The 22526-nt window shown below is 72.1% G+C and carries 19 protein-coding genes; 10 read left to right on the top strand and 9 right to left on the bottom strand.

Translation table 11 applies throughout. The annotated features are described in order from the left end of the window. Positions 1–17: 17 nt before the first annotated feature. From Cs7R123_RS12975 to Cs7R123_RS12965, 3 genes are all read right to left on the bottom strand, one after another. Positions 18–1136, bottom strand: coding sequence for an alpha-hydroxy acid oxidase (locus tag Cs7R123_RS12975; RefSeq protein ID WP_244871793.1), 1119 nt, complete (start codon positions 1134–1136; stop codon positions 18–20). Positions 1137–1559: 423 nt separating this feature from the next. Next, positions 1560–2225 (bottom strand): ABC transporter ATP-binding protein, encoded by a 666-nt coding sequence (locus Cs7R123_RS12970; RefSeq protein WP_212826405.1) that lies wholly within the window; start codon positions 2223–2225, stop codon positions 1560–1562. Positions 2226–2265: 40 nt separating this feature from the next. Next, positions 2266–3288, bottom strand: coding sequence for an FtsX-like permease family protein (locus Cs7R123_RS12965; protein WP_212826403.1), 1023 nt, complete (start codon positions 3286–3288; stop codon positions 2266–2268). A gap of 151 nt (positions 3289–3439) precedes the next feature. Here Cs7R123_RS12965 and Cs7R123_RS12960 point away from each other — a divergent pair, with 151 nt between their 5' ends. Together Cs7R123_RS12960 and Cs7R123_RS12955 are read left to right on the top strand one after the other, a co-directional pair. Continuing rightward, positions 3440–4618, top strand: coding sequence for a sensor histidine kinase (locus Cs7R123_RS12960; RefSeq protein WP_212826401.1), 1179 nt, complete (start codon positions 3440–3442; stop codon positions 4616–4618). Then, on the top strand, positions 4615–5235 hold the full coding sequence (locus Cs7R123_RS12955; protein ID WP_212826399.1) for a response regulator transcription factor: 621 nt from the start codon (positions 4615–4617) through the stop codon (positions 5233–5235). Before Cs7R123_RS12960 ends, Cs7R123_RS12955 begins: the two co-directional genes overlap by 4 nt. Positions 5236–5256: 21 nt before the next feature. Here the strand turns inward: Cs7R123_RS12955 and Cs7R123_RS12950 are convergent, their stop codons facing one another. The 5 genes from Cs7R123_RS12950 to Cs7R123_RS12930 all read right to left on the bottom strand — a co-directional run bounded on the left by Cs7R123_RS12950 (position 5257) and on the right by Cs7R123_RS12930 (position 11013). Continuing rightward, entirely contained in the window at positions 5257–6507 is a 1251-nt protein-coding gene (locus Cs7R123_RS12950; RefSeq protein WP_212826397.1) for a sugar ABC transporter permease, read from the bottom strand. Further along, the gene (locus tag Cs7R123_RS12945) at positions 6504–7334 is read right to left on the bottom strand and encodes an ATP-binding cassette domain-containing protein (protein WP_212826395.1); all 831 of its coding nucleotides are present in this window, start codon (positions 7332–7334) and stop codon (positions 6504–6506) included. Before Cs7R123_RS12945 ends, Cs7R123_RS12950 begins: the two co-directional genes overlap by 4 nt. A 27-nt stretch (positions 7335–7361) precedes the next feature. Further along, positions 7362–8447 (bottom strand): sugar ABC transporter substrate-binding protein, encoded by a 1086-nt coding sequence (locus Cs7R123_RS12940; protein ID WP_212826393.1) that lies wholly within the window; start codon positions 8445–8447, stop codon positions 7362–7364. A 137-nt stretch (positions 8448–8584) separates the two neighbouring features. After that, positions 8585–9523 (bottom strand): M23 family metallopeptidase, encoded by a 939-nt coding sequence (locus Cs7R123_RS12935; protein ID WP_244871792.1) that lies wholly within the window; start codon positions 9521–9523, stop codon positions 8585–8587. 305 nt (positions 9524–9828) lie between these two features. Next, positions 9829–11013 (bottom strand): cytochrome P450, encoded by a 1185-nt coding sequence (locus tag Cs7R123_RS12930; RefSeq protein WP_212826391.1) that lies wholly within the window; start codon positions 11011–11013, stop codon positions 9829–9831. A 257-nt stretch (positions 11014–11270) separates the two neighbouring features. Here Cs7R123_RS12930 and ppdK point away from each other — a divergent pair, with 257 nt between their 5' ends. Both ppdK and Cs7R123_RS12920 read left to right on the top strand, forming a co-directional pair. After that, positions 11271–13898, top strand: a complete 2628-nt coding sequence (gene ppdK / locus Cs7R123_RS12925) for a pyruvate, phosphate dikinase (protein WP_212826389.1) — start codon at positions 11271–11273, stop codon at positions 13896–13898. A gap of 92 nt (positions 13899–13990) precedes the next feature. Beyond that, positions 13991–14338, top strand: a complete 348-nt coding sequence (locus Cs7R123_RS12920; RefSeq protein WP_212826388.1) for a VOC family protein — start codon at positions 13991–13993, stop codon at positions 14336–14338. A gap of 177 nt (positions 14339–14515) precedes the next feature. Here Cs7R123_RS12920 and Cs7R123_RS12915 read toward each other — a convergent pair whose 3' ends face one another. After that, on the bottom strand, positions 14516–15901 hold the full coding sequence (locus Cs7R123_RS12915; protein ID WP_212826386.1) for a carbohydrate-binding protein: 1386 nt from the start codon (positions 15899–15901) through the stop codon (positions 14516–14518). Positions 15902–16193: 292 nt separating this feature from the next. On the opposite strand from Cs7R123_RS12915, the gene Cs7R123_RS12910 reads away from it, so the two are divergent. From Cs7R123_RS12910 to Cs7R123_RS12885, 6 genes are all read left to right on the top strand, one after another. After that, positions 16194–17411 carry a deoxyguanosinetriphosphate triphosphohydrolase gene (locus Cs7R123_RS12910; RefSeq protein WP_212826384.1) on the top strand — a complete coding sequence of 406 codons (1218 nt, stop codon included), beginning with the start codon at positions 16194–16196 and terminating at the stop codon, positions 17409–17411. Positions 17412–17489: 78 nt separating this feature from the next. After that, complete coding sequence (gene dnaG, locus Cs7R123_RS12905) at positions 17490–19337, top strand: DNA primase (protein WP_212826382.1); 1848 nt, start codon at positions 17490–17492, stop codon at positions 19335–19337. Further along, the gene (locus Cs7R123_RS12900) at positions 19337–19846 is read left to right on the top strand and encodes a hypothetical protein (RefSeq protein ID WP_212826379.1); all 510 of its coding nucleotides are present in this window, start codon (positions 19337–19339) and stop codon (positions 19844–19846) included. The genes dnaG and Cs7R123_RS12900 overlap by 1 nt, the downstream gene beginning before the upstream one ends. A gap of 78 nt (positions 19847–19924) precedes the next feature. Then, positions 19925–20839 (top strand): ABC transporter ATP-binding protein, encoded by a 915-nt coding sequence (locus Cs7R123_RS12895; RefSeq protein ID WP_212829124.1) that lies wholly within the window; start codon positions 19925–19927, stop codon positions 20837–20839. After that, positions 20839–21594, top strand: coding sequence for an ABC transporter permease (locus tag Cs7R123_RS12890; protein ID WP_212826377.1), 756 nt, complete (start codon positions 20839–20841; stop codon positions 21592–21594). The genes Cs7R123_RS12895 and Cs7R123_RS12890 overlap by 1 nt, the downstream gene beginning before the upstream one ends. A 9-nt stretch (positions 21595–21603) precedes the next feature. Continuing rightward, the gene (locus Cs7R123_RS12885; protein WP_212826375.1) at positions 21604–22425 is read left to right on the top strand and encodes an ABC transporter permease; all 822 of its coding nucleotides are present in this window, start codon (positions 21604–21606) and stop codon (positions 22423–22425) included. The last annotated feature ends 101 nt before the right edge of the window (positions 22426–22526 follow it).

Here is a 22526-nt window from a genome sequence, read left to right as displayed (position 1 = left end):
ACTCGCTGCTCCTTCGCTCAGACTTCCGGGCGTTCGCCGGGCAGGACCGCGTCGCGGCCGATGTCGGCCAGGGACGGCCGCCCGGTCAGCGCCATGGTGTGCTCCAGTTCGGCGGCGAGCAGCGACAGCACGTGGGTCACCGCGTCGGCGCCGCCCGCGGTGAGCGCCCACAGCGCGGGGCGGCCGACCAGCACGGCCTGGGCGCCCAGGGCCAGGGCGACGAAGACGTCGCGTCCGGTCCGTACGCCGCCGTCGAGCAGCACCGGGCAGCGGCCCGCCACCGCCGCGACCACCTCGGGCAGCGCGCGCAGCCCGGGGACCGCGCCGTCGAGCTGCCGTCCGCCGTGGTTGGACACGATGATCGCGTCGGCGCCGTGCGCGACGGCGCATTCGGCGTCCTCGGCGGTGAGGATGCCCTTGAGCACCAGCGGCAGGTCGGTGACGCCCTTCAGCCAGGCGAGGTCGGCCCAGGTGACCGTCTGGTCGAAGGTGAGCGCGGCGTGGGCGGCGATGGACGAGGAGCCCTCGCGGCGCTCGTGCGCGCTGGTCATCAGGGCGGGGTCGAGGTTGACCGCGCGGACGTCGGGGTCCACCGTGAAGTCGTTGCGCAGGTCGCGCAGGCGCTTGCCGATGCGCGGCGCGTCGACGGTGAGCACCAGGGCGCGGAAGCCGGCGCGCTGGGCGCGCTGGGCCAGTTCGGCCAGGGCGGGGCGGTGGCGCAGCCAGTACAGCTGGAGCCACAGCGGGCCGGTCGCGGCCGCCGCCATCTCCTCCAGCGTCCGGCTGGCGAAGATGCTGGCCACGAAGAGCGCGCCCGCCCGCCCTGCACCCGCGACGGTCGCGGTCTCGCCGTCGGGGTGGAACATCCGGTGGTAGGCGATCGGCGCGACGCCCAGCGGCGCGGTCAGCGCCCCGCCGAGCAGCTTGCGCGTGGTGTCGACCCGGGACACGTCGACCAGCGTGCGCGGCCGCAGCAGCGCGCGGTCGAAGCCGGCCCGGTTGGCGTCGACGGTGAGCTCGGCGCCGCTGCCGCCGTCGAGGAAGTCCCAGACGTCGCCGCGCAGGCGCGCGCGGGCCAGGGCCCGGTAGTCCTCGGCGCACAGGATCGACACCGCCACCTCCGCACATCGGTCCACGGTGGATCACACGCTAGTGATCTGATCGACGGCACACAATACCGGGGTCGTCCTCACAATGATCTTCGTCAGTGTGATTAATACGGCACTTTCAATCATTGGACAGCGGAAATGTCACTAGAATGACACTCATTACCGTCTATCTGGACACTTCGGAATGCGCTTTTAAAGATCGGTGAGTGGGCATCTTTCCTGCCGAGTCAACTATCGCTACGCTCCCCCTCATACAGGTTCACGGCCTCCGGCGGCAGACCATGCAGCCGTCGTCGGAACGTGGACGTCCCTCGTGACAGGACAAGGAGGTGTGTCATGGAGGTCTCCAAGGAGGTCAGCAAGGAGGTCAGCAAGCGCGAGGTCGACGGTCTCGTCGCGAACTGACTCTTTCGCCGGGGCGCGGCCGCCAGGCCGCGCCCCGGCGCCGCTTCAGGACAGCTCTCCGTCGCGCAGCGTCACCGTACGGTCAGCCCGGCGCGCGTGCGCCTGATCGTGAGTGACCAGCAACGACGCCACGCCGTGCTCGGCCGTGACGGCCCGGATCAGCTCGACCACGTCCACGCCCCGTTCGTGGTCGAGGGCTGAGGTGGGCTCGTCCAGCAGCAGCACGCGCGGGCGGCCCAGCAGGGCGCGGGCGATCCCGACCCGCTGGCGCTCGCCGCCGGAGAGCTGGTGCGGCCGCTTGTCCCGCCGCGCCGCCAGCCCGACCCGCTCCAGCAACTGCTCGGCCCGGCTCCGGGCCGCGCGAACCCGCTCCCCGCGCACGTGCGCGGCCAGCAGCAGCTGATCCAGTGCGGTCAGCGACGGCAGCAGGTTGGCCTGCTGGAACACGAACCCGATCCGCTCCCGGCGCAGCCGGTCCCGGGCGCCGCCGCGCAGCGCCCCCGCCTCGGCCCCGCCGACGCGCACCCGGCCGCCGTCGGGCGTGAGCAGCAGCCCGGCCACCGCGAGCAGGCTCGACTTGCCCGAACCCGACGGGCCCACCACGCTCACCAGCTCGCCGGGCGCCACCTGCAGGCTGACCCCGGCCAGGGCGGTCAGCCGCCGCTCGCCGTCCGGGTAGCTGACCCGGACCTCATCAAGCTCAAGACTCATGACGAGACCTCGCTCCGCGTGATCCGCTCGCCGCGCCCGCTCATCGGGCACCACCCAGGGCCGTGATCGGGTCGACGGCGGCGACGCGGCGCACCGCGACGACGGCGCCGAGCAGGCCCACCCCGACCATGGCCAGCAGCGGCGGGGCGATGGTGGCGGCGTCGGCGACGTACGGCACCGCGCGGGCGGCCAGCAGGCCGAGCCCCGTCGCGGCGGCCCCGCCGACCAGCGCCCCGGCCAGCAGCACCGCGGCGGCCTGGCCGACGGCGTCGCGCAGCAGGTAGGACCGCCCGGCGCCCAGGGCCCGGACCACGGCCAGGTCGGGGGTGCGCTGCACCGTCCATACCGTGAAGAAGGCGCCCACGACCAGGGCCGACACGACCAGCAGCAGGCCCCGCATCAGGTCCAGCGACCCCTGCTCGGAGCTGAAGCCGCCGACGGCGTCGCGGGCTTCGGCGCGGGTGCGCAGCACCGTGCCCGGCACCGGCGCGGCCGGCGGCGCGGCCAGCGCGGCCGCGGTCACCGCGTCGGTGCGGGCCAGCTCGCGCCAGGCGGGCACCGGCAGGTACACCACCGGCAGGTGGCTGAACGACAGCGGCGCGGCCAGCGCCGACACCGGCTGCGGGCGCCCGCCCAGCAGCACCGTGTCGCCGGGGGACAGGCCGAGGTCGGCGGCGAGGTCGGCGGGCAGCACCAGGCCGCCGGGCGCGCCGCCGCGCAGCGGCGGCAGCAGCGCGGCGTCGGCGCCGAACGCGGTGACGGCGACGGTCCGGCCACCGGCGGCCAGCCGGGTGGTGCTGATACCCAGGGGGTACGCCCCCAGCGCGGCCACCTGGTCGGCGGTGAGCGCACTGGTCGCGAACGACACCTGCTCCCCGTCGGCGGGCTGCTGGAAGGCCAGATAGGCGGTGGGCAGGGCGTCGACCGCGGAGACGGCGGCGGCGCGCAGCCCCGCGGTCAGCCCGGTCAGGGCGACGACCATCAGCGTCATCAGCGCGACCACTCCACCCAGCAGGGCGAACCGGCCGCGCGCGAAGCGCAGGTCACGTATGGCGATGAACACGCGACCCAGCCTCGCCGCCCGCGCCCGCCCCGCCATCGGACCGCCGACGGGACCTCGGGAGGCGAAGGTCGCACGCCTTTCCCCGTCGAAGGTTGTACGTCCGCCCCGGCCCGGCTGGCTACGCTCGGTCACATCATGAGCAGGTCACACCATGGATAGGGCGCCGATCGACGCGCCGGAACTGCTGCGCCGCGCCGAGCACGTCCTGTTCGCGGCGCTGCTGCTGGTCGGCGCGGGCCAGTCCGTGCACGACGGGCGCCACCCGGTCGCCGTCGTGTCGGCCACGCTCGCCGTCGCCGCCTGGTACGCCGTCGGCATGGCCCTGTCCCGCCGCGCCGCCGGGCCCCGGCTGGCCGTGCTGTGGCTGGCGGTGCTGACCGCGCTGTGGGCGGTGCTGGTCACCGTCTCGATCAGCTTCGTCTGGCTCGCGTTCGCGCTGTTCCTGCTCTACCGCCAGCTGCTGCCGGACCGGTGGGCGCTGCCCGGCGTCGCGGTGCTGACCGCCGGCGCGATCGCCGCGGTCGGCCTGCACCGGGGCGGCCTCGACGCCGCCGCCGTGCTCGGGCCGGTGTTCGGCGCCGCGGTCGCGATCGTCAGCACCTCCGTCTACCGGCAGCTGCGCCGCGAGAGCGAGGCCCGCGCGGCCCTGGTCCGCGAGCTGACCGAGGCCCAGCAGCGGCTCGCCGCGACCGAGCGCCGGGAGGGCATCCTGGCCGAGCGGGAGCGGCTGGCCCGCGAGATCCACGACACCGTGGCGCAGAACCTGTCCAGCATCATCCTGCTGCTGCGGGCCGCCCGCGACGTCGCCGACGCCCGCCCGCAACTGGACACCGCCGAGCGGGCCGCGCGGGGCGCGCTGGAGGACACCCGCCGCCTGGTCCGCGCGCTGACCCCGGTCGAGCTGGCCGGGCGCCCGCTGCCCGAGGCGCTGGAACGGGTCGTCGCCGACCTGCGCGACTTCGGGGTGCGGGCGCGGTTCGTCCTCGACGGCGAGCCGTGCCCGCTGCCGACCCCGGTGGCGGTCGCGCTGCTGCGGGTCGCGCAGGGCGCGCTGGCCAACGTACGGGCGCACGCCGCCGCCGACCAGGTCGTGGTGACGCTGACGTTCCAGCCCGGCGCGGTGCGCGTCGATGTCGCCGACGACGGGACGGGCTTCGACCCGCAGCGGCCCGGGGGCGCCTCCACCGGCACCGGCCTGGGCCTGGCCGCGATGAGCGGGCGCCTGGCCGAGGTCGGCGGCACGCTGGTGGTGGAGTCGGCTCCCGGCCGGGGCACCGCGATCAGCGCCACCGCCCCGCTCCCGGTCGAACCCGCTCAGGAGGCGTCATGATCACTGTGCTGGTGGTGGACGACCACCCCATCGTCCGGGCCGGGCTGCGGGCCACGCTCGCCGCCGACCCCGGCCTGTCCGTCGTCGGCGAGGCGGGTGGCGGCGAGGAGGCGATCCGGCTCGCGGGGGAGCTCCAGCCGCAGGTGGTGCTGATGGACCTCCAGCTCGGGGCCGGGATCGACGGCGCGCAGGCGACCGCCCGGCTGCGCGGGCTGGACCGTCCGCCCCGGGTGCTGATCCTCACCACGTACGACAGCGACGCCGACATCCTGCGCGCGATCGAGGCCGGGGCGATCGGTTACCTGCTCAAGGACGCCGACCCGGACGACCTGCGGGCCGCCGTACGCGCCGCGGCGGCGGGGGAGACCGTGCTCGCCCCGTCGGTGGCGACCCGGCTGGTGTCGCGGGTCCGCTCGCCCGGCACCAGCCTCACCCCGCGCGAGGCCGAGGTGCTGCAACTGGTCGCGGCCGGTCACTCCAACTCGGCGATCGCCCGCCGGCTGTTCATCACCGAGGCCACGGTCAAGTCGCACCTGGTCCAGGTCTTCGCCAAGCTCGGCGTCGACAACCGCACCGCCGCGACCGCCGAAGCCCGCCGCCGCGGCATCATCCGCTGACCCCGCCCCGCCGCGCGGGGGTCAGCGGCCGTGGGAGGTGCGGGAGCGCTGGACGACCGCGTCGATGACGACGGCGGCCAGTAGGACGGTGCCGGTGACGATGAGGCGTACGTCCGAGGACAGGCTCAGCAGCTCCAGGCCGTTGGCGATCGCGCCGATGACCAGGGCGCCCAGCAGCGGGGCGTACCGGCGGGTGCGGCCGCCGAACAGGCTGGTGCCGCCGATGACCGCCGCCGCGATCGCGTTGATCAAGGTCTCGCCGCTGCCGGACTGCTGGTTGGCGAAGCCGAGCCGCATCGCGGCGACCACGCCGCTGACCGCGGCCAGGGTGCTGCACAGCGTGAACACCGAGATCCGGATCACGTTGACGTTGATGCCCGCCCGCCGGGCGGCCTCGATGTTGCCGCCCACCGCGAAGATCTTGCGGCCGTACGCCGTACGCCGCAGCAGCCAGTCGAAGAAGACGACGACCACGACCATGAACACGAAGGTCCACGGCACGCCCCGGTCCAGGTACAGCTTGGCCACGACCACCTGGAGCAGGACGAAGAGGATCACCGCGACGGTGATGGGCAGCCACAGCGGCATGACCGGGAGCTCGGCCGAGACGCGCCGGCGGCGGGTCATCAGGTTGAACAGCAGGTAGAGCAGGGGAATCAGGGCGGCCAGCGCGATGGCCAGCCAGCGGGGCACGAACGAGAACTGCGCCAGCTTCACCAGCGTGCCGACCGGCGGCAGGTTGATGGTGCCCTGCTCGCCGAGGATGCGCAGCTGCACGCCCTGCCAGGTGAGCAGGCCGGCCAGGGTGACGATGAACGACGGCACGCCGACCTTGGCGAAGATCGAGCCCTGGATGAGGCCGATCACCGCGCCGGCCAGGACCGCCAGCAGCACGGCCACCCAGGGCCCCATGCCGTCGCGTACGTGCGTGACCAGCAGCACCGCCGCCGCCACGCCGCTGACCGAGCCGATGGACAGGTCGATCTCGCCGAGCATGAGCACCAGGGTGATGCCGGTGGCCATGATGCCCAGTGCGGCGATCTGGAGGCACAGGTTGACCAGGTTGAACGCGTTGAGGAAGGTCGAGTTCAGGCTCTGGAACACGATGACGATCAGGATCAGGCCGATGATCACCGGCAGCGACCCGATGTCGCCGGTACGCAGGGTCTGCAACCAGCCGCCGACGGCCTCCTTCGGGGAGGACAGCTCGGTCGCCGGGGTCGGCGGCGCGACCGCCGGTCCGGGGCCGGGATCGGTGACCGGATCGGTCATGACGCACCGCCTTCCGCGTCGCCGCGCTCCGCCGTCCGGCCGTGCTCCGCCTCGCGCAGCCGTTCCATCCGCTCGGTCACCACGTTCTGGGTGGCGCCGGTGATCGCGGCGATGATCTGCTCGTTGGTGACGTCGGCGGTGCGGAACTCGCCGTTGTTGCGCCCGAGCCGCAGCACCGCCACCCGGTCGGCGACGGCCCGTACGTCGACCATGTTGTGGCTGATCAGCACCACGCCCAGGCCCCGGTCGCGCAGCCGCTCGACGAGGTTGAGCACCTGCGCGGTCTGCGCCACGCCCAGGGCCGCGGTGGGCTCGTCGAGCAGCACCACCTTGGGGTCGCCCAGCAGCGACCGGGAGATGGCCACGGTCTGCCGCTGACCGCCGGACAGGGCGGCGACGGGCAGCCGTACGCTCGGAATCCGCGCGGACAGGTCGCGCAGCAGCTTGCCGCTGCGCCGCTCCATCTCCACCTCGTCGAGGCTCGCCCCGCGCATCAGCTCGCGTCCGAGGAACAGGTTGCCGACGACGTCGAGGTTGTCGCACAGTGCCAGGTCCTGGAAGACGGTGGCGATGCCGAGTTCCTGCGCGGCGTGCGGGGTGTCGACGCGCACGTCGGTGCCGTTGAAGGTGATGGTGCCCCCGTCGGGCGGGCCCACCCCGCAGATCACCTTGACCAGGGTCGACTTGCCCGCGCCGTTGTCGCCGACCAGGGCGACGACCTCCCCGGCGTGGACGTCGAGGTCGACGCTGGTCAGTGCCTGCACCGCCCCGAACCGCTTGTCGATGCCCCGCAGCGACAGGATCGGCCTGCTGGACGTGGTGCTCATCGCAACCCCCCTCCGCGCGTCGGCGGGTCAGGACAGCCCGGCCGCCTGGCACGCGGCGGCGTACGCCCCGGTGCAGATCTGCTGCACGGTGTAGAGGTTGTCCTTGACCACGGTGTCCTTGATGTTGTCCTTGTTGACGACCACCGGTTCGAGCAGGAACGAGGGGATCGCGCCGGAGCCGTTGTCGACCGTCTTGCCGGCGGTCGGCTTGTTGCCCTTGACCAGGTCCACGGCCAGCGTCGCGGCCTGGTCGGCCTCGGGCTTGAACGCCTTGTAGACGGTCATGTACTGGTCGCCGGAGACGATGCGCTGGATGGCGGCGAGCTCGGCGTCCTGGCCGGTGGTCGGCGGGACGGGGTTGATGCCCGCGGCGCGCATGGCGGCGATGGCGCCACCGGCGGTGCCGTCGTTGGCGGCGTACACCCCGGCGAAGCCGTCCTTGCCGAGCTGGGCGATCTGGCCCTCCATGAACTTCTGCGCGTTCTCGGGCTTCCACTCGGGCGTGAAGTAGTCCGGGGTGGGCACGGTCTTGAAGCCGGAGTTGTCGAGCGCGCTGTGCGCGCCCTTGTTGAACTGCTTGGCGTTGTTGTCCGTCGGCGATCCGTTGATCATGACGATGTCGCCGGAGGTCTTGCCCAGCTCCTTGAGCCGGTTGACCAGGGCCTCGCCCTGGAGCTGGCCGACGCGCTCGTTGTCGAACGAGATGTAGTAGTCGATCGGCGCGTTCTGGATCAGGCGGTCGTACGAGATCACCGGGACGCCCTTGGACTTGGCCAGCGAGGCGATGGTGCCCGCGGCCGCGCCGTCGACGGGGTCGAGCACCAGCACCTTGGCGCCGTTGTTGAGCGCCGCCTCGGCCTGCTGCTGCTGGCGGCTCTGGTCCTGCTGGGCGTTGCTGTAGATGACCTCGCAGTCGGGGCACAGCTCCTTGACCTTGGCCTCGAACAGCGGCCGGTCGTGCTGCTCGTACCGGGTGGTCTGCGATTCGGGCAGCAGGAGGGCGATCTTCCCGCCGCCGGAGCCGCCGCCGGTGTTCGAGCCGCTCTCGCACCCGGCGACGGTCAGGGCCAGGAATGACGCCGTGGCCACGGCGAGCAAGTCGCGCTTCCTCATGCGAACCTCCTTCACGGAATACGACAGATCGTATTACTCACACATTCAGTGCAAGTAGGTTCGCGAAATCCCATACAGTTCGGCCCGGACCGCTGGGGGGCGATCCGGGCCGAACTTCGGGGGGTGGGTGTTGAGGTCTAGCAGCCGCTGATCGCGATGCCGTGGTCGCGCAGCCAGGGGGCGGGGTTGATCTGGTTCCACATGCTGCCCTCGTGGATCTCGAAGTGCAGGTGCGGGCCGGTCGAGTCGCCGGTCGTGCCCTCCAGGCCCAGCACGTCGCCGGGCTTGACCTCCTGGCCGACCGACACCATGTCCTGGGACATGTGGGCGTAGTGGCTCAGGTAGCCGTTGTGGTGGTCGACCACGACCGAGATGCCGTAACCGCTGTACGCCCAGCCGGCGCTGACCACGGTGCCGGCGCCGACCGCGTGGATCGGGGTGCCCGGGGGCATCGCGAAGTCGATGCCCTTGTGCACGGTGCCCCAGCGCGCGCCGAAGCAGGAGGTGACCTGGGCGCCGGGCAGCGGGATGGTCCACAGCGGCTTCGGCTTGGGCTTCGGGGCCGCGGCGGGCTTGGCCGCGGGCTTCGGGGCGGGCGCCGGCGTCGGCTTCTTGACGACCGTCGGCTTCGGCTTGGGCTTGGCGACCGGCTTGGTCGGCGTCGGCTTCGGCTTCGCGGGGGTGGGCGAGGCCGACGGCGACGGCGAGGCCGACGGGGAGGGGGACGCCGACGGCGACGGGCTGGCGGCCGGGCGGTCGGCGCGGCTCGCGCTGTCGGCGGCGATGGCCTGGCGCTCGGCGAGCGCGTCGGCCAGGAAGCCGGTGACCGCCTTGGGGGTGATGGCGACGCTCGGTGCCGCGTCGACGGCGGCCGGCTGGGCCTCGCCGGGGGCGGCCTGGTGGAGCAGTGCGAAGGCACCGGCCCCGGCCAGGGCCGAGGTGGTGACGGCGACCAGGGCCGTACGTGAGTGACGGGCGAGGCCACCACGGAGGCGGTCGGTCAGGCCGGCGACCTGCGCGCGGCTCCTGTCGGACAGTCCGGGGGCGTTGTGCTTGGCACGTCGAAAGTACTTCACGGGGGTGGGGGCCTTTCGTTGTCGTCTTTGCCAACGAGGAAGGCCATCGTGCCTGGTCAGTGAGCCGACTCACCAGCCCTAGGGGGAATCCCTTGCCCTGGTAGGCGAGAGTTCCTCCCCTTCTGGTCCTGTTGCGTCCAGTAAGGGCGGGCTTGACACCATGTGATCTGACTCACACCAAGCCCGTTTTGGTGGCATTTTGAGCCGGCGGTGATCCCGTCCGGATAAGCGGCCGGCTCTCGATCGGGGCTCCGAAGGCCCCCGTGGCGCCCCGATCGAGTAGCTCAGCGAACAGTCAACGTAACTCAGCGTAGAACTACCGGCAACCCTTCCAGGGCCCGCAGCAGCACCCCGCCCTTCCAGCCCAGCTCGTCCAGCGGGCGCGTCGCGCGCATCTTCGGGAACCGGGTGAGCAGGTCGTTGATGGCGATCTGCGCCTCCAGCCGGGCCAGCGGCGCACCCAGGCAGTAGTGCAGCCCGTGCCCGAAGGCCAGGTGCTGGTTGTCGGTGCGGGCCGGGTCGAACCGGTCCGGGTCGCCGAAGGCGTCCGGGTCGTGGTTGGCCGACAGCAGGCTGACCATGACGACCGCCCCGGCCGGGACGACCACCCCGTCGAAGTCGACCGGCTCCTTGGTCAGCCGCACCGTCGCCGTCTTGACCGGGCTCTCGATCCGCAGGAACTCCTCGATCGCCGCGGGCAGCAGCGACGGGTCGGCGCGCAGCCGGTCAGCCTGCTCCGGGTGCCCCAGCAGCAGGTGCATGCCGTTGCCGATCAGGTTGACGGTGGTCTCGTGCCCGGCGATGAGCAGGAGGAACACCATCGAGGTCAGCTCGTCCTCGGTCAGCCGGTCGCCGTCGTCGGTCGCCGAGATCAGCGCCGACATCAGCGCGTCGTCGGGCTCGGCGCGCCTGGCCGCGATCAGCTCGCGGACGTAGCCGACCATCGCCATGATCGCCTTGCCGGTCTCCTCCGGCGGTGCGTAGGCGCCCGCGACGATCGTGTTCGACCAGTTCCGGAAGCTCTCCCGGTCGGCCATCGGCACGCCCAGCAGCTCGCAGATGACCTGTAGCGGCAGCGGGAAGGCGTACGCGTCGAGCAGGTCTGCCTCGTCGGCGCCGTCGAGGCCGGCCAGCAGCTCGTCGGAGATGCGCTGCACGGCCGGGCGCAGGTCGGCCACCCGCCGGGGCGTGAACACCGACGAGACCAGGCGCCGCAGCCGGGTGTGGTCCGGCGGGTCCATCGACAGCATGTGCTTGCTGACCGCGTTGTGGATCTCGTCGGGGAAGGCCGGTGCGCCGCCGAGCCGCATCGGGCCCAGGTCTTTGGTCAGGCGGGGGTCGGACAGCGCCTTGCGGGCGTCGTCATACCGGGTGACGAACCACGCGGTGCTGTCGGCCGTCAGTGCGATCTCGTGGACGGGCGCCTCTTCGCGCAGCCGGGCGTAGACGGAATGGGGCTCGCGGGTCGCTTCTGGACCGAACGGGTGCATGCTCGGACGCTACCAACCCGTAGTGCGCCGTGGCTGCCCCGTTCACACATGACGGTGAATGTCCGGGGCGGGCGCGGGCGGCGCGCGCCGTGCGCGGTCGTGCGCATGGGAACGCTCCCGCAAAACCGGATGAACGGCGCACCTGTCCCTGCTGTGCCTCTGGTCACGAGCTCCTCCTACGTTTCCTGACCCGGCGTTAAGGTCCCGCGCAAGACTGGTCGTGGTGGCAGCGCCGCCCATGATGCTGGAGGATCTCGATGACGAAGTACGTGTACGACTTCGCCGAGGGTCACAAGGACCTCAAGGATCTGCTCGGCGGCAAGGGCGCGAACCTGGCGGAGATGGTGCGGCTCGGCCTGCCCGTGCCGCCCGGGTTCACCATCACCACCGAGGCCTGCCGGGAGTACCTCACCGCCGGGCAGCCGCCGGCCGAGCTCGCCGAGCAGGTCGACGCGCAGCTGGCCGCACTGGAGCGGACCATGGGCCGGACCCTGGGGCAGGCCGACGACCCGCTGCTGGTGTCGGTGCGCTCGGGCGCGAAGTTCTCCATGCCCGGGATGATGGAGACCGTCCTCAACGTGGGCCTGACCGACGCCAGCGTCGGCGGGCTGGCCGCGGTCAGCGGCAACGAGCGGTTCGCCTGGGACTCCTACCGCCGCCTGATCCAGATGTTCGGCAAGACCGTGTGCGACGTGCCCGGCGAGGCGTTCGAGCACGCCCTCGAAAAGCTCAAGGGCGGCCGGGCCGACGTCGAGCTGAGCGCCGGCGAGCTGCGCGAGCTGGTCGCCGTGTTCAAGGCGATCTTCGCCGAGCACACCGGCCGCGACTTCCCGCAGGACCCGCGCGAGCAGATGGACCTGGCCGTACGCGCCGTCTTCGACTCCTGGAACGCACCGCGCGCGGTGATCTACCGCCGCCAGGAGCGCATCCCGGCCGACCTGGGCACCGCGGTCAACATCGTGGCGATGGTCTTCGGCAACCTCGGCCCCGACTCGGGCACCGGCGTGGCGTTCACCCGCGACCCGGCCACCGGCGCCACCGGCGTCTACGGCGACTACCTGGCCGACGCCCAGGGCGAGGACGTGGTGGCGGGCATCCGCAACACGGTGCCGCTCCAGGAGCTGGAGCAGCGCGACAAGGCGTCGTTCGACCAGCTCACCGGCATCATGCACACGCTGGAGCAGCACTACCGCGACCTGTGCGACATCGAGTTCACCATCGAGCGCGGCAAGCTGTGGATGCTGCAGACCCGGGTCGGCAAGCGCACGGCGGCGGCCGCGTTCACCATCGCCTCGCAACTGGTCGACGAGGGGCTGATCGACCTGGACGAGGCGCTGCGGCGGCAGAGCGGCGCCCGGCTGGCGCAGCTGATGTTCCCCACCTTCGCCGCGGACGCCATCGGCGAGCCGATCGCCAAGGGCGTCGCCGCCTCGCCGGGCGCCGCTGTCGGCCACGCCGTGTTCGACTCCGCCCGCGCCGTCGAACTCGCCGCCAAGGGGGAGAAGGTCATCCTGGTCCGCCGCGAGACCAACCCCGACGACCTGCCCGGCATGATCGCCGCACAGGGCATCCTGACCAGCAAGGGCGGCAAGACCTCGCACGCCGCCGTGGTCGCCCGCGGCATGGGCAAGACCTGCGTCTGCGGCGCCGACGCGCTGACCGTCGACACCGCCGCCGGGCAGTTCACCGTGAACGGCACCACCGTGCGCGAGGGCGACCTGATCTCGGTGGACGGCACCACCGGCGCGGTCTACCTGGGCGAGGTCCCGGTGCAGCCCAGCCCGGTGGTCCGCTACTTCGACGGCGCCCTCGCCCCGGACAGCGATCCGCTGGTCGGTGCCGTGCACCGGCTGCTCACCCACGCCGACTCCCGGCGGCGGCTGGCCGTACGCGCCAATGCCGACACCGGCGAGGACGCCGCCCGCGGCCGCCGCTTCGGCGCCCAGGGCATCGGCCTGTGCCGCACCGAGCACATGTTCCTCGGCGAGCGCCGCGCCCTGGTCGAGCGGCTGATCCTGGCCGAGGGCGCGCAGGAGCAGGAGGAGGCGCTGGCGGCGCTGCTGCCGTTGCAGCGCGACGACTTCGTCGAGATCTTCAAGGCGATGGACGGCCTGCCCGTCACCGTCCGCCTGATCGATCCGCCGCTGCACGAGTTCCTGCCCCCGCTGGAGGAGCTGGCCGTCGCCGTCGCCACCGCCGAGCAGCCTGACCCGCACCAGGAGAAGCTGCTCGCGGCGGTGCACCGGATGCACGAGCAGAACCCGATGCTGGGCCTGCGCGGCGTACGGCTCGGGCTGGTCATCCCGGGGCTGTTCGCGATGCAGGTGCGGGCGATCGCGCAGGCGGCGGTCCAGGTCCGCGCCGAGGGCGGCGACCCGCGCCCGGAGATCATGGTCCCGCTGGTCGGCGCGGTCCAGGAACTGGAGGCGGTACGCCTCGACGCCGAGCGCATCCTCAAGGAGGAGGACCTGGCCGGGATCCCCGTAGGCACGATGATCGAGGTGCCCCGGGCGGCGCTGACCGCCGGCCAGATCGCGGAGGCGGCCGACTTCTTCTCGTTCGGCACCAACGACCTGACCCAGATGGGCTGGGGCTTCAGCCGCGACGACGTCGAGGGCTCGTTCTTCGGCCGCTACCTGGAGCTGGGCGTGTTCGGGGTGTCGCCGTTCGAGACCATCGACCGCGACGGCGTCGGGCGGCTGGTGCGCATCGCCGTCGCCGAGGGCCGCCAGGCCCGCCCCGACCTCAAGATCGGCGTATGCGGCGAGCACGGCGGCGACCCGGACTCGGTGCGCTTCTTCCACGAGGTGGGGTTGGACTACGTGTCCTGCTCGCCGTTCCGGGTGCCGGTGGCCAGGTTGGAGGCCGGGCGGGCGGCGCTGTGACGGAGTTTCACGTCGGCCGGCGCCACCTGTAGCAGATCGGGCATTCGGGGCGTACGCTGGCCGCACTCTGTCCACACCGGCAGGAGGCGGCGATGGGGCTGCACTGGCATGGCACCGCAGTGGACGCCGGGGACCCGGCGCGGCTGGCCCGCTGGTGGGCGGAGGTGCTCCACTTCCGCATCCTGGAGGAGCGGCCCGACGTGGTGGCCATCGCACGCGACGAGGGGTCATACCCCGGCATGCTGTTCGTGCGGGCGGCGCCCGCACGCGCCGGGCGCAACAGCCTCCAGCTCGAACTGGCCTGCGACGACCTGGCCGCCGACATCGAACGCCTGGTCGACATGGGCGCCCGCCACGTGTCGGCCGCCGCCGCCCACACCCCCTGGACCGTCCTGGCCGACCCCGAGGGCAACGAGTTCCGCGTCCTGCCCCCCGCATAACCGGCCGCGCCCCGCCGCATCACCGGCCGACTTGCCGGGCAATCGGGCGTATTCATGGCCCTGACGTGCCCGATTGCCGGGCAAGTCGGCCGGTCATCGCGCGGGGGCCGCGGTGGACGCGGTGCGGGGCGGGCGCGGCCTTCGCGGCCGCGCCCGCCCCCTCCACACCGTGTGAGATCAGTGCCGGAACTGGAACCAGTCGATGTTGACGTAGTCGGCGGGCTGGCCGCTGGTGAAGGTCAGGAAGACCGTGTGGGTACCGGTCACCGCGCCCACGTTCGCCGGGATGCTCTGCCAGGTCGTCCAGCCGCCGGTGTTGGCGATGGCGAAGCTGCCGATCGGGGCGTTGGACCGGTTGTCGATCCGCACCTCGACCAGGCCGCTGACGCCCCCGGCCGCGCCGGAGGCCGCCCTGGTGACGAAGTCGAGCGGGCGGGTCGACCCGAAGTCCACCCCGTCGAACTGGAGCCAGTCGCCGTTGCCGATCGAGGTGACGTAGGTGCCGCTGGTGGTGGTGCCCGCCTGGGCGTTGCGGCTCTCCGCCTGGATCTGGGCGTACGCGTCGCGGTTGCCGGTCGGCGGCGGGCTCGACGACGCCGACGGCGACGGCGGGATTGTGGTGCCGCTGGTGTACACCGCGATGTAGTCCACCTTCATCGGCTGCCCCGACACCGTGCTGCCGGTCGGCGTCGCGCCCCCGGCCAGCGCGTTGGGGAACGCCCCGCCCATGGCCACGTTCAGCAGGATGAAGTAGCCCGCGTGCGAGGTCATCGTCGACCAGTACGACCCGACCTGGCTCTGGTTCACGGTGTGGAACAGCGTCCCGTCGACGTACCAGCGCAGCTGCTGGGCGCTCTCATTGGTCCGGTCCCACTCGAACCGGTACGTGTGGAACGCCGACTGGCAGCTGCTGCCCGGGCAGGCGCGGTTCGCGCCGATGCCGGTGGTCTCGTTGCACGGGCCGCCGGGGTTCACGCCGCAGTGCAGCACGCCCCAGACCGCGTTGATCCCGTTGACGTTCTCCATGATGTCGAACTCGCCGATGCCCGGCCAGTTCCAGTAGTTGCCCCGGTAGGGGGCGCCCAGCGCCCAGAACGCGGGCCAGTAGCCGGCCGCGCTCGCGCCGGTCACGTTCGGCATCTGGATGCGGCCCTCGATGCGCAGGATGCGCCCGGCGGCGGGCTTGAAGTCCGACCGCACCGACTCGATGCGGCCCGAGGTCCAGCTCGAACCGCTCTTGATCGGGGTGATGACCAGGTTGCCCGCCCCGTCCTGGCGCAGGTTCGACGTGCTGTTGGTGTACGTCTGCACCTCGCCGGTGCCCCAGTTGGCGGGGCCGCCCGCGTACTGCGTGCCGGTGTCGATGATCCAGTTGCCGGACGAGGGGAGCGTGTTGTTGGCGCCGTTGAAGTCGTCGCTCCAGACCAGCGACCAGCCGGAGGGGGTGCCGGGCAGGGATGCCTGGGCGGGCAGCGCGTTGGCCGCGCCGAGCGCCGTGACGACCAGGCAGGCAGCGCCTGCCGACAGGGCCGCCAGGCGGCGCCTGGAGAATCGCGTACTCATCAGGGGGTCTCCTCGGGGGAGCGTCAGCCGGGTGTGAGAGCGCTCTCTTGGACATGTACTTAACGCGCTCGCAACAAATAAGTCAACCTATGTCGATGCCAACCTCGCCGCCGCGCTGCTCGCGCTGCTTGCGGGGGCGGCGTTCGTGCAGTTTCGGGGAAACTGCTCGAATCCGCCCCAAGATTCCAGCACTTTCCCCGAAACTGCAGCCTGCCGGCTCGGTCGTCCGGTGGACGGGTGAGGTTCATCCGTCCTATGCGAACCTGACTCGGGGGCTGCGTACGCTGGGTTGATGGTTGATCCCAGCGAGCGGTTCGCCCCCGAGCCCGGCAAGGACACCGGATCCGGGCGCAGCCCGTACGAGCGCGACCGGGCCCGAGTGCTGCACTCGGCCGGGTTCCGGCGCCTGGCGGCCAAGACCCAGGTGCACACCGCGGGCAGCGGCGACTTCCTGCGTACCCGGTTGACGCACTCGATCGAGGTGGCGCAGATCGCCCGGGAGATGGGTGCCCGCCTGGGCTGCGATCCCGACGTCGTCGACGTCGCCGGGCTGGCCCACGACCTCGGGCACCCGCCGTTCGGCCACAACGGCGAGGACGCCCTCGACGAGGTGGCCCGGCCGTGGGGCGGCTTCGAGGGCAACGCGCAGACGCTGCGGGTGCTGTCGCGGCTGGAGGCCAAGGTGGAGGGTGCCGGGCTCAACCTGACCCGGGCCTCACTGGACGCGACCTGCAAGTATCCGTGGCCGCGCCGGGCGGGCACCCGCAAGTTCGGGGTGTACGCCGACGACCGCCCCGTCTTCGACTGGGTGCGCCAGGGCGCCCCCGATCCTGACCGGCGCTGCCTGGAGGCGCAGGTCATGGACTGGTCCGACGACGTGGCGTACTCGGTGCACGACGTCGAGGACGGGTTCTTCTCCGGCTTCATCGCGCTGGGACCGCTGCTGACCGACGCCGACGAGCGGGCCGCGCTCTGCGCCGACGTGGCGAAGGTGTACTCGTCGGAGTCGACCGCCACCCTGAACGAGGCACTGGTCGAGCTGCTGGCCGATCCGGCGGTGGCGCCGCTGGCGGCCTACGACGGGTCGTACCGGGCGCAGATCGCCCTCAAGGCCTGCACCAGCGCGCTGACCGGCCGATTCGTCGCCGCCGCGCTCGACGCCACCCGGGAGGAGTACGGCGACGGCCGGTTGCGCCACTACGACGCCGATCTGATCGTGCCGACCGCCGCCCGGATCAGATGTGCCCTGCTCAAGGGCATGGCCCTGCGGTACGTGATGCGCCGCCGGGGCATGGAGCCCTGGTACACCGAGCAGCGGGAGATCCTGACCGAGCTGGTGGCGGTGCTGGCGGACCGGGCGCCGGACGAGCTGGACCCGGTGTTCGCGCCGCTGTGGCACGAGGCGCCCGACGACGCCGCCCGCTGGCGCGTGATCATCGACCAGGTCGCCTCCCTCACCGACCCCGCCGCCCAGTCCTGGCACGCGCGCCTGGCCGGCGGCGGTTCCTGACGCGCTGAGGTGGGATGGGCCACGTCTGGGCGGGATCGGTCGTGCGGGGCGTCGGCGGGGGCTGGCAGGATGTAGCGCATGGCTGGGGGACGCATCCGCGACGAGGACATCGCGCTCGTACGCGAGCGCAGCTCGATCGTGGACGTCGCCGGTGAACAGGTCACCCTCAAGAACGCCGGGGGCGGCAACCTGAAGGGCCTGTGCCCGTTCCACGACGAGAAGACGCCGTCGTTCACCGTGTCCCAGGGCCGCAACGTGTGGTTCTGCCACGGCTGCGGCGAAGGCGGCGACGTGATCAACTTCATCCAGAAGATCGATCACCTGACCTTCATCGAGGCGGTCGAGCGGCTGGCCGACCGCGCGGGCATCCAGCTGCGCCGGATCGAGGGCGGCCCGGCCGCGCCGCGCCCGCAGCAGGGGCAGCGCCAGCGCCTGGTCGCCGCGCACGCCGCCGCCGCCGAGTTCTACGCCGAACAGCTGCTCACCCCCGGTGCGCGGGCGGCGCGGGAGTTTTTGGCCCAGCGCGGCTTCGACCGCGACGCGGCGCAGCGCTACGGCTGCGGGTTCGCCCCGGCCGACTGGGACCTGCTCACGAAGCACCTGCGCGGGCGTGGTTTCAGCAATGCGGAGATGGAGACGGCCGGGCTGGCCCGGCTGGCTCGCTCGGGCAGCATGGTGGACCGGTTCCGGCGGCGGCTGCTGTGGCCGATCCGGGACGTATCGGGCGACGTGATCGGGTTCGGCGCGCGCAAGCTGTTCGACGACGACGACGGCCCGAAATACCTGAACACCCCCGAGACGCCGCTGTACAAGAAGTCGCACGTGCTCTACGGCATCGACCAGGCCAAGCGGGAGATCGCGCGGCAGGGCCGGGCGGTGATCGTCGAGGGGTACACCGATGTGATGGCCTGCCACCTCGCGGGCGTGACCACCGCCGTGGCCACCTGCGGCACCTCGTTCGGCTCCGACCACATCGGGGTGCTGCGGCGGCTGCTGCTGGACACCGACACCTTCGCCGGGGAGATCATCTTCACCTTCGACGGCGACGCCGCCGGGCAGAAGGCGGCGCTGCGGGCGTTCGGCGACGACCAGCGGTTCGTCGGGCAGACGTTCATCGCGGTCAGCCCGGACGGCATGGACCCGTGCGAGCTGCGCCTGGCAAAGGGTGAGCTGGCGGTGCGCGACCTGGTCGCCCGGCGCGAGCCGCTGATCGCGTTCGCGCTGCGCTCGACGCTGGCCCGGTTCGACCTGGACACGGTCGAGGGCCGGGTCGGGGCGCTGCGGGCCACCGCCCCGATGGTCGCCAAGATCAAAGACAGATCACTGCTCACCGGGTATGCCCAGAAGCTCGCCGGGGACATCGGCGTCGACGTCGACCAGGTCCGTACGGCCGTGCGCAACGCGAGCAGCGACACCCCCGCGCCCGCCCAGCGCCCGGCCGCCACCGCCCCGGACAACCCGCGGCTGGTGGTCGAGCGGGAGGCGCTCAAGCTCGCCGTGCAGAGCCCGGTGCTGGCCGGTCCGGTCTTCGACGCCGTGGACGAGACGTTCTACTCCCACCCGCCGCACCAGGCCGTGCGGGCCGCGATCGCGGCGGCGGGCGGGGCCAGCGTGGGCGTGGCCGGGGCGGGCTGGGTCAACGCCGTCCGCGATGCCTGTGCCGATCTCGCCGCGCAGATGCTGGTGCTGGAGCTGGCGGTGGAGCCGGTGCGCTACGACGGCGAGCCCGACTCGGCGTACCTGCACGTGGTGCTGGCCCGGTTGCAGCTGGCGATGCTCAACCAGCGCATCGGCGAGGTCAAGTCGAAGTTGCAGCGGATCAACCCGGTGACCGAGGCTGAGGCCTACCGCGCCCGGTTCACCGAGCTCGTCGCCCTGGAACAGCATTCCCGGGCTCTGAAGGAGAAGGCCGCAGGAGGGCTGTGATGGCGTTTCAACTGTTCAAGGGCCGCCGGGTGCTGCCCCCGGCGCTGCGGCCGCAGTTCGACCGCAGCGAGCGCGTGCTGGCCTGGGCGCCGTGCGGCGACGGCGTCGTCGTGGCCACGAACCTCGGCCTGTGGTGGGACGGGGCGCGCACCGGCTGGCACCGCATCGACAAGGCGGCCTGGGACGGCACCGTAATGGTGATCACCACGGCCGCGGTGGCGGCCGAGCGCGCCGGGTACGAGGTCGTCGCCGACGCCGCGCCCGTACGCCTGCCGCTGACCGACCCCGACCACCTGCCGCACCAGGTCCACCTGCGGGTGACGAGCTCGGTGCGCCATCCGGTGCACCACGAGGTGCCCGGCGGCGGCCTGTGGGTCTTCGCGCGGCGGGTCCCCGGCATGGACGGCCTGGCCTGGACGGTCCGCTACGACGAGGGCACCGACCCCGACAGCCCGGCGGTCGCCGCCGCCACCGACCAGCTGGTCGCGGCCGCTCAGAACGATCTATGAACTGGTAAAACGGTTGCGGTTCTGTCGGCGGGTGCGGATAGGGTCGCCGACGTGACCACGCAAGCCGGCAGGCCCCCCATGATCTACGCCCGCAACCTGGTGAAACGCTTCGGCGACTTCACCGCCGTCGACGGCATCGACCTGGAGGTGGCGCCGGGGGAGGCGTTCGGCTTCCTCGGCCCCAACGGGGCGGGCAAGTCGTCGACCATGCGCATGATCGGCTGCGTCTCGCACCCGACCGGCGGTGAGCTGCGCATCCTCGGCATGGACCCGGTCGGGGAGGGTTCGAAGGTCCGGGCGCGCCTGGGCGTGTGCCCGCAGACCGACAACCTCGACCCGGACCTCACCGTCTTCGAGAACCTGACGACGTACGCGCGCTATTTCGGCATCCCGCGCACGGAGGGCCGCCGCCGCGCCGCCGAACTGCTGGAGTTCGTGCAGCTCACGGAGAAGGCGGCCAGCACCGTCGAGCCGCTGTCGGGCGGCATGAAGCGCCGCCTGTCCATCGCCCGCGCGATGATCAACGAGCCCGACCTGGTGCTGCTCGACGAGCCCACCACCGGGCTGGACCCGCAGGCGCGGCACCTGCTGTGGGAGCGGCTGTTCCGGCTCAAGCAGCGCGGCGTCACCCTCGTGCTGACCACGCACTACATGGACGAGGCCGAGCAGCTGTGCGACCGGCTCGTCGTCATGGACGGCGGGAAGATCGTCGCCGAGGGCTCGCCCCGGCACCTGATCGAGACCCACTCCACCCGCGAGGTCGTCGAGCTGCGCTTCGGCGACGAGACCCCCGCGTCATACGTCGAGAAGCTCGCCGGGATCGGCGACCGGCTCGATCCGCTGCCCGACCGGCTGCTGCTCTACAGCACCGACGGCGACGCCGCGGTCAGCGAGGTGCACCGGCGCGGGTTCACCCCGTCCAGCGTGCTGGTGCGCCGGTCGACGCTGGAAGACGTGTTCCTGATCCTCACCGGCCGGACGCTGGTCGACTGATGGGCGGCACGTTCGCGGTGCTGGAACGGCACCTGACCCTCTACCGGCGGCTCTGGCAGGCCTCGATCTTCTCGTCGTTCGTGCTGCCGATCCTGTTCGTGATCAGCATCGGCATCGGCGTCGGCGGGTACGTCCACGACATCGGCGGGGTGAGCTACCTGGACTGGATCGTCCCGGGCGTGCTGGCCTCGACCGCCTTCCAGCAGGCGGTCGGCGAGTCGACCTTCTCCGTGCTGGGCGACTTCAAGTGGGTGCGCGGCTACCACGCGATGCGGGCCACGCCGGTGCGCATCGCGGACATGGTCGCGGGCTGGCTGCTCTACATCGTGTTCCGGGTGCTGCTCGGCGCGATCGCGTTCCTGGCCGTCAGCGCGGCGTTCGGGGCGATCCACTCGGCCTGGGTCGTGGTCACGCCGCTGGTGTGCGCGCTGCTCGGGGTGGCCGTGGCCGCGCCGACGATCGCGTTCTCGGCCCGGATCGAGAACGACAGCTACTTCGCGATGCTGTTCCGGTTCGTGGTGATCCCGTCGACGCTGTTCGCCGGGGTGTTCTTCCCGGTGTCGCAGCTGCCCGAGGCGGTGCGGGCGCTGGCGTACGCGTCGCCGCTGTGGCACGCGGTGGAGCTGTGCCGGTCGGCCACGCTGGGCGTCGCGCCGCCCTGGCCGATCTGGGCGCACCTGGGCTACCTGCTGCTGTGGGCGGCCGGCGGCAGCCTGCTGGCGTACGCGTCCTACCGGCGCCGGCTGAAGGACTGAGGGGAACACATGGTCACCACGTACGCCGTGACCCGGGCCGCCCGCGAGGGGCTGGTCTCGCCGTCGCGGATCTTCTCGGTCATCAACCGCAACGTCGGGGCGCTGCGCTCCGGCCCCGCCTACTGGGTGGTGCTGGCGTCGGGCTTCTTCGAGCCGGTGCTCTACCTGCTGTCGATCGGCATCGGCGTCGGGGCGCTCGTCGGCGACCTGACGCTCAAGAACGGCGACGTCATCCCGTACGCCACCTTCGTCGCACCGGCGATGCTGGCCGTGGCGGCGATGTCGGGCGCGATGTCGGAGACGACCTTCAACTTCTTCTTCAAGTTCAAGTACGCCAAGACGTACGACGGCATGCTGGCCACCCCGCTGCGCCCGATGGAGATCGCGCTCGGCGAGCTGATCTGGGCCATCGTGCGCGGGTCGGTCTACACCGGGGCGTTCCTGATCCTCATGGTGGTCATGGGGCTGACCACGGCGCCGCTGGCGCTGCTGGCGTTCCCGGCCACGATGCTGATCGGGCTGGCCTTCGGCGGGGTCGGCATGGCCGTCAGCACGTTCGTACGCGGCTGGCAGGACTTCGACCTGATCAACGCGGGGCAGTTCTCGCTGTTCCTGTTCTCGGGCACCTTCTCGCCGGTGCAGGACTACCCGCCGCCGGTCGAGGTGCTGATCGCCCTCACCCCGCTCTACCACGCGGTGGAGCTGGTCCGGGGCATCACGACGGCCACCTTCGCGTGGTCGATGCTGATCCACGTGGCGTACCTGGCGGTGATGTTCGCGATCGGACTCTGGGTCGCCGGACGGCGGATGACCTCGGTGCTGTGCCGCTGACCCCGAACCGGTGAAGGGCCGCTCCCGCGCACGCGGGGGCGGCCCTCTTGACGTGAATGAGACGATGAGCGAGATCAAGTTCACCACCTCATTAGCTACCC

This window comes from Catellatospora sp. TT07R-123, from assembly GCF_018327705.1.
Classification (GTDB): Bacteria; Actinomycetota; Actinomycetes; order Mycobacteriales; family Micromonosporaceae; genus Catellatospora.
The sequence above is the reverse complement of the archived record's forward strand: the minus strand, read 5'-3'. Positions and strand labels throughout refer to the sequence as shown.

Bases quoted from the DNA above. Each gene is read 5' to 3' on its own strand.
- Cs7R123_RS12970 (WP_212826405.1), bottom strand. From the start codon at position 2,225: ATGAGTCTTGAGCTTGATGAGGTCCGGGTCAGCTACCCGGACGGCGAG.
- Cs7R123_RS12960 (WP_212826401.1), top strand. From the start codon at position 3,440: ATGGATAGGGCGCCGATCGACGCGCCGGAACTGCTGCGCCGCGCCGAG.
- Cs7R123_RS12955 (WP_212826399.1), top strand. From the start codon at position 4,615: ATGATCACTGTGCTGGTGGTGGACGACCACCCCATCGTCCGGGCCGGG.
- Cs7R123_RS12950 (WP_212826397.1), bottom strand. From the start codon at position 6,507: ATGACCGATCCGGTCACCGATCCCGGCCCCGGACCGGCGGTCGCGCCG.
- Cs7R123_RS12945 (WP_212826395.1), bottom strand. From the start codon at position 7,334: ATGAGCACCACGTCCAGCAGGCCGATCCTGTCGCTGCGGGGCATCGAC.
- Cs7R123_RS12940 (WP_212826393.1), bottom strand. From the start codon at position 8,447: ATGAGGAAGCGCGACTTGCTCGCCGTGGCCACGGCGTCATTCCTGGCC.
- Cs7R123_RS12930 (WP_212826391.1), bottom strand. From the start codon at position 11,013: ATGCACCCGTTCGGTCCAGAAGCGACCCGCGAGCCCCATTCCGTCTAC.
- ppdK (WP_212826389.1), top strand. From the start codon at position 11,271: ATGACGAAGTACGTGTACGACTTCGCCGAGGGTCACAAGGACCTCAAG.
- Cs7R123_RS12920 (WP_212826388.1), top strand. From the start codon at position 13,991: ATGGGGCTGCACTGGCATGGCACCGCAGTGGACGCCGGGGACCCGGCG.
- Cs7R123_RS12915 (WP_212826386.1), bottom strand. From the start codon at position 15,901: ATGAGTACGCGATTCTCCAGGCGCCGCCTGGCGGCCCTGTCGGCAGGC.
- Cs7R123_RS12910 (WP_212826384.1), top strand. From the start codon at position 16,194: ATGGTTGATCCCAGCGAGCGGTTCGCCCCCGAGCCCGGCAAGGACACC.
- dnaG (WP_212826382.1), top strand. From the start codon at position 17,490: ATGGCTGGGGGACGCATCCGCGACGAGGACATCGCGCTCGTACGCGAG.
- Cs7R123_RS12900 (WP_212826379.1), top strand. From the start codon at position 19,337: ATGGCGTTTCAACTGTTCAAGGGCCGCCGGGTGCTGCCCCCGGCGCTG.
- Cs7R123_RS12895 (WP_212829124.1), top strand. From the start codon at position 19,925: ATGATCTACGCCCGCAACCTGGTGAAACGCTTCGGCGACTTCACCGCC.
- Cs7R123_RS12890 (WP_212826377.1), top strand. From the start codon at position 20,839: ATGGGCGGCACGTTCGCGGTGCTGGAACGGCACCTGACCCTCTACCGG.
- Cs7R123_RS12885 (WP_212826375.1), top strand. From the start codon at position 21,604: ATGGTCACCACGTACGCCGTGACCCGGGCCGCCCGCGAGGGGCTGGTC.